The 4,821-nt window shown below is 60.3% G+C and carries 4 protein-coding genes and 4 pseudogenes; 4 read left to right on the top strand and 4 right to left on the bottom strand.

What is annotated here, in order from left to right; all coding sequences use genetic code 11:
• Nucleotides 1-304: 304 nt before the first annotated feature.
• On the bottom strand, nt 305-580 hold the full coding sequence (locus tag ENZ74_RS22155) for a hypothetical protein (protein WP_063169403.1): 276 nt from the start codon (nt 578-580) through the stop codon (nt 305-307).
• A 697-nt stretch (nt 581-1,277) separates the two neighbouring features.
• Between ENZ74_RS22155 and ENZ74_RS22150 the strand changes: the two genes are divergently transcribed.
• Complete coding sequence (locus tag ENZ74_RS22150) at nt 1,278-1,694, top strand: hypothetical protein (protein ID WP_063169404.1); 417 nt, start codon at nt 1,278-1,280, stop codon at nt 1,692-1,694.
• Between the two features lie 238 nt (nt 1,695-1,932).
• Here ENZ74_RS22150 and ENZ74_RS35825 read toward each other — a convergent pair whose 3' ends face one another.
• From ENZ74_RS35825 to ENZ74_RS22135, 3 genes and pseudogenes are all read right to left on the bottom strand, one after another.
• Nucleotides 1,933-2,424: a cytochrome c gene (locus ENZ74_RS35825; protein ID WP_244514239.1), complete on the bottom strand. Its 492-nt coding sequence runs from the start codon at nt 2,422-2,424 to the stop codon at nt 1,933-1,935.
• A 41-nt stretch (nt 2,425-2,465) separates the two neighbouring features.
• Nucleotides 2,466-2,699 (bottom strand): hypothetical protein, encoded by a 234-nt coding sequence (locus tag ENZ74_RS35290; RefSeq protein WP_127312611.1) that lies wholly within the window; start codon nt 2,697-2,699, stop codon nt 2,466-2,468.
• Between the two features lie 9 nt (nt 2,700-2,708).
• Nucleotides 2,709-2,988, bottom strand: a pseudogene (locus tag ENZ74_RS22135) (DUF411 domain-containing protein); the annotation flags it as partial.
• Nucleotides 2,989-3,789: 801 nt separating this feature from the next.
• Between ENZ74_RS22135 and ENZ74_RS35285 the strand changes: the two are divergent.
• From ENZ74_RS35285 to ENZ74_RS22120, 3 pseudogenes are all read left to right on the top strand, one after another.
• Nucleotides 3,790-3,994, top strand: a pseudogene (locus ENZ74_RS35285) (isopenicillin N synthase family oxygenase); the annotation flags it as partial.
• 8 nt (nt 3,995-4,002) lie between these two features.
• Nucleotides 4,003-4,272, top strand: a pseudogene (locus ENZ74_RS22125) (pyridoxal-phosphate dependent enzyme); the annotation flags it as partial.
• 278 nt (nt 4,273-4,550) lie between these two features.
• A pseudogene (locus ENZ74_RS22120) lies at nt 4,551-4,714 on the top strand (thioredoxin domain-containing protein); the annotation flags it as partial.
• Nucleotides 4,715-4,821: the final 107 nt, after the last annotated feature.

Genomic DNA, 4,821 nt, shown 5'->3' with positions numbered 1-4,821 from the left:
GCTCGACGCACTCCGGACAAGTAACCTCATGGGCGCGGCATGCAGGATTAACCGAGCCCAGCCGGTCATGAGTGCGGCCTTGCCGGGTCGGGCGATAGGCAGTCATGCCCTGCCCTTCCTGCGGGTCAAGCACTCCGAAAAAACATTTCCCCCATAAATGCTAGATCTTCCGTTGCCTTTTCGCGTCACAGGCCGTCAAACGCCCGGCCGTTCACAACAGTGATCCGGCAAGTGTTTGGCTGCGCGAGACGATGCTGCAGGGAGTCGTCCTGCATGGCACTTCGCTATGATGCTGCGGTGCCGTCTAACGGCGCCTCGTGCTTGAACGCACTGAACGGCCACCGCGATCAAAATCGATGGTTCGAGGACCGTTGATCATCACCCCGCCAGCCTCGATCTTGTTTGCCGCCACGAGAGCGACACAGAGACTGCTGGTGAAGATGCCCGCCTGCCCGCTATGTTCCGGATGGTTGACCATCCCGGATGGACCCATCGAGGGTGTCAAGGCGAGCATGAGCACAGGCGCGAACAGTTCACGGGCAGGCGCGACGGTGGCCGCAAAGCAACGTCGCGCCAGCATGCGATCTCAGCAGGATCGGCACCATCCTGTCAGGGAGCAATGCGAGTGGCTGGCTTAGCCGCTGCGACGCTGCCCGGCATCGCGTTCAATTGATCTGGCGCCTTAAATGCAGGAAGGCTTCGCGGCCGGTACGAGGCGCATCCCTCCTCCGAAGCAGCACGCCCAAGTATCATCACAAGCCCCGAGCGCCCGCGTTCGGCGATGTCCAATTTCCGACAATGTCGGAATACAGTCAGATCTGCTGGATTGACTTTAAATGGTTTTCTCATTTGGCACAGCGCATGCTGGTTATCCGGAAACACGTGACCGACCAACAAGAAGTCGCATGACACAACCGAAGCCATCCATGTCTGACGGGCTGCCCAGGATACCTACTGCGACCGCGCTTGCCCGGTGACGACCGCTCCGGCTCCGCCCGTTACCGACGAGGCAAAGTGACGGATTTCCTGCGTTTCAACGACATGGAGGTGGTTGTCATTCCCGCTGGGGGACAGACTCGGCCTGTTCAAGGCATTGCGCGAAGGCGGCAAGATGACGGCCACCCGTGCGCGAACTCAAGGAGCGCAGCCTGTATCGTGTATCAGGCAAATAGGCCGTCGGTCAGTGACCTTGACACAGGGGACATGCGCAAGGTCCTGAAGTTTGATGCAGCGATAGAAGGGTGCCAATGACAACAATAGCTTACAGGAACGGAACCATGGCTGGCGACGGCCGAGCCTTGGGTTTTGACTCAGTATCCGTCGGTGAGAAAACGAAGGTGTTTCGCTTATGCGACGGCACACTCATCGGCGTTTCCTCTTCGTCCTTGGGTATTCCAAAGGCCGTTCGAGACTGGGTTGAGAAGGGCATGGATGTTTCTGATATTCCTGTGCCGCGCAACGACGACAATTTTGAATTTGAGGCGCTGATAGTGCGCAAAAATGGGGAAGCCGTATTGTTGGACGGCAATTGGCTGCCAAGTGATCCCGTGAAAGGTGAATATTATGCCATCGGGAGCGGCAAGCAGTATGCTTTGGCCGCGCTGGTTTTGGGCAAGTCAGCTAAGGAAAGCGTCGAAGTTGCCGCGAAACTCGACGTTTGGACTGGTGGCACAGTCACTGCCATAACTCACTAAACCCGCCTTTCGGCGGGAGTGTGACAGTGCGAGCGTGGAAGTAGGGCGCCACCCCGGGGCACGTCGAGCCCTGTCATGTGAGCTGGTCCATAAGCGCGCGAAAGCGTCCAGTTGTGGCCAAAAGCACGATTTGCGACAGAACCGGCCCGCTTCTATGAGTATGGGCCGCTTTTTGCGGCCAGCGTGCTTGCCATCCTGCCGCCAGTGGCCGTCGCCTTCTTCTTCCAAGGTTACCTCGTCATGAAGTAGAGCACCACGATCTTGTCGGAGAGATCGGAAGGCGGACGGCCCTTCCGTCCGCGTCGGCCAGTTCGAAAGGCGGCGCGGCCTGCTCGTCGATCGCCTGGAAGAACCTCTCCGCGCTGTCCCTCATCTTGTCGAGATCGGCGCCCGGATGGTGGGCCAGCGCGGAGGTCCCGAGGATCAGCGCCAGAAATTGAATCGCAAGCGACGGTTTCGCTTTCATGGACAATGCATTCCGGTTGGGGGCGTTCGAGGGCTCCGCGGCTAGGATTGGTCTCACTGTGTCTGCTCCCGCTCCCGGCGGCTCATCTGCCTGATAGGCGCGTTCCCGCTCGGGCCATGTGCTTTTGATGAAGGCCAGAACGGCCCGGATCTCCTCGTCGGTGAGGACATTCCCGAAGCCCGGCATGTCGCTCTGGTAGCCGCCGCCGACGACCGCGGCCGGTCCCGGCGCCGGCATGCGTCCCGAAGGCAGCGGGCTTTCCAATCGCGCTGACCTTCGCCTGGCTAAAACCGTCTTGCCTAGCGCTATCGCCGCGGCCGGGGCGCGGCCATCCGGTTGGCGAGCCAAGGCAATGTCCAGACCAATCCGAGGCCTGCCGCGGCCACGCATCGATAAGAGGACCGACGCCCTTCTCCTTTGCCGCCGCTGGAGAACAGGTATTTGATCAGCGCGGCCGTCCCGAGGACGAGCACGACGACGACAAGCAGCCACACCAGGCCCGTGCCGAACATCATCATGCCGCTCATGCATTCCATCATCGAAGCCTCCTATTCCGTGGCGTAGATGCCGCCGGTCGCGTCAGACTTTCGGATTTCGAGAATCTCGAAGGGCGCTTCCTTCGTGCCACTCATGCCGGGGGAGCCCATCGGCATGCCGGGCAGCGTCATGCCCTTTGATGTCGGGCCGCTCGGTCAAGAGCTTGTTGACCGTGCCGACCGGCACATGGCCGCTCACCACATAGCCGTCGATGAACGAGAGAAGGCAGCCATCGGCTTCCGGCGGAATGCCCTCTTCGCGGCTCATGGCGAAAAGGTCGTGAGTCGGCCTTGACGGTGATTCCTGGAAGGCCGATTCCAAGGCGAGCTGGCTTGAAGGCCGCGGTCCGGATGGTCGACTAGGCAGCTTGGTTCCACGATCGCAATGCTTGATCGCTTCATTGCAGGCCATGGGCTCTCGCCCCCTCCTTTTGCCACACGAGGCGCCAGCTCACGTGTTGTTGTTGGCGTGCGCCCCGGCAACCGCTTTCACCAGCCGCTCCAGCGATCCCGCGCGCTCCAGCTCCGCAAAGAATGATGCGGCGTGACGCTACCCAGCCGGTGCTTCTCGGCCTTCCAATTAAACTGTCTCGACGAAAGAGCCGTCTCCGTTGCTCCGGTCTCGGTGTTGAGTTCTCTAAGGCTGCGCCACACCTTGGTCCCCACGCCGGCAAATGATCTCACTATGCAGCCCGTGCTCGCACGCTCTCAAACTAATTACCGCTGCTGCAACACGCCGCCTGGCGGCCTGCACCGAAAAGCCGACAGGGGTGCATCTGAATAGCCGTGAACCCAGGTCTCAAAGACCATCCGGCGCGACGAGCGGACGCACCGCACGTGTGACACCCGCCTTGTGGGGCAGGGTTGCCTTTCTCAATCCCGGCGTTGGTCGGCGTCCCAATGAGCAGCAAGCTATTATCGGCCGCCGAATCTTAGTGGCTTCGTCGAGAGCCTCAATCAACCAAGCGGCGAAAGCCCCGCTAGAGTCTCCGCCCGCCTGTCGCTATGAAGCAGTTGCAGCCAGCGCTGCTTCAGGCGCATGAACTCGCCCGATGCAATGATTTCCGTCGCCCTGGGTCTTTCGAAGGGCACTGTTTCTATTCCCTTCTTCTTCGGCGCGCGGCTTGATGCCGACATACGGTTTCTTGACCTGCCGCCTGAACTGGCTGCCGAAGCGGGTGCCCCGCCAGCGACCCCGACAATCCCCTGTTCCGCAACTGCTGAAGAGCCGACTGCGCTCGCATCCCGATATTGCGCAACGGCACTATGCCGACATTCTGGAGACCGCAGCCGCATGAGCCTCGAGATGTTCCGCCGACCGTCGACAAAGGCGTCCTCTCGCCTGCGTCCGCCATTTGTCAGTGCTCGATCTGATTGGGGAGACGCCGGTCGTCGAACTGAAGAGATTCGATACCGGCAGGTGTCGTCGCTTCGTCAAGATCGAAAGCCAGAATCCCGGCGGATCGATCAAGGATCGCATTGCGTTGTCGATGATCGTTAATGCCGAACAGCGTGGCACGCGCGGGGCGGTACAATCATCGAAGCGACCGCTGGCAACACAGGGCTCGGCCTGGCCATCTGGCGGCACGAAGCGCGTGATCGCGTGTCCAAAAGCTGACAGCGTCAGACAAATGTCAGGTTCATTACAACCAACATCTGGGCACTGACGAGGTTTTTCGAAGCAATGGGCGCTAACTGCGCGCTGAGCGCGTTGGCATGGCTTTTGAGACTGAGTGACTGTGACTGCACTCAATGGGGCAAGACGAGCGATGCGCTCCTCCCTGAACCCGTGTGCCGTCTCTGAGAGGAAACCAGCTCGTGCAGAAACCTTTGGAAATAGCTTTGGACCGCAACGTGGTATTGCAGATGGAGTCCCCGGCTCCTTCGATTAGAGTCGAGAACTGGCTGCATGGCGAGCCCCTCACGAGCTTTGAGCCCGGCAAGTGTACATAGTCGAATTTTGGGCAACTTGGTGCGGCCCATGTGTGGACGGGATGCCCCATCTGATCCAGCTGCAGGGCGTCGCCAGGCGCACCATCTGGACAGCAGGAACTGGACTATGGGCAAGGTAACAGGCTTTCTCGAAATCGACCGGCAGGTGCACAAGTACCAGCCGGCCTCCGAC

Source organism: Mesorhizobium sp. M7A.F.Ca.CA.002.15.2.1, from assembly GCF_003998715.1.
GTDB classification, from domain to species: Bacteria; Pseudomonadota; Alphaproteobacteria; order Rhizobiales; family Rhizobiaceae; genus Mesorhizobium; species Mesorhizobium ciceri.
The sequence above is the reverse complement of the archived record's forward strand: the minus strand, read 5'-3'. Positions and strand labels throughout refer to the sequence as shown.

What these genes read in the sequence shown, in the direction of transcription:
- ENZ74_RS22155 (WP_063169403.1), bottom strand. Translation starts at nt 580, where the DNA reads ATGCTGGCGCGACGTTGCTTTGCGGCCACCGTCGCGCCTGCCCGTGAA.
- ENZ74_RS22150 (WP_063169404.1), top strand. Translation starts at nt 1,278, where the DNA reads ATGGCTGGCGACGGCCGAGCCTTGGGTTTTGACTCAGTATCCGTCGGT.
- ENZ74_RS35290 (WP_127312611.1), bottom strand. Translation starts at nt 2,699, where the DNA reads ATGATGGAATGCATGAGCGGCATGATGATGTTCGGCACGGGCCTGGTG.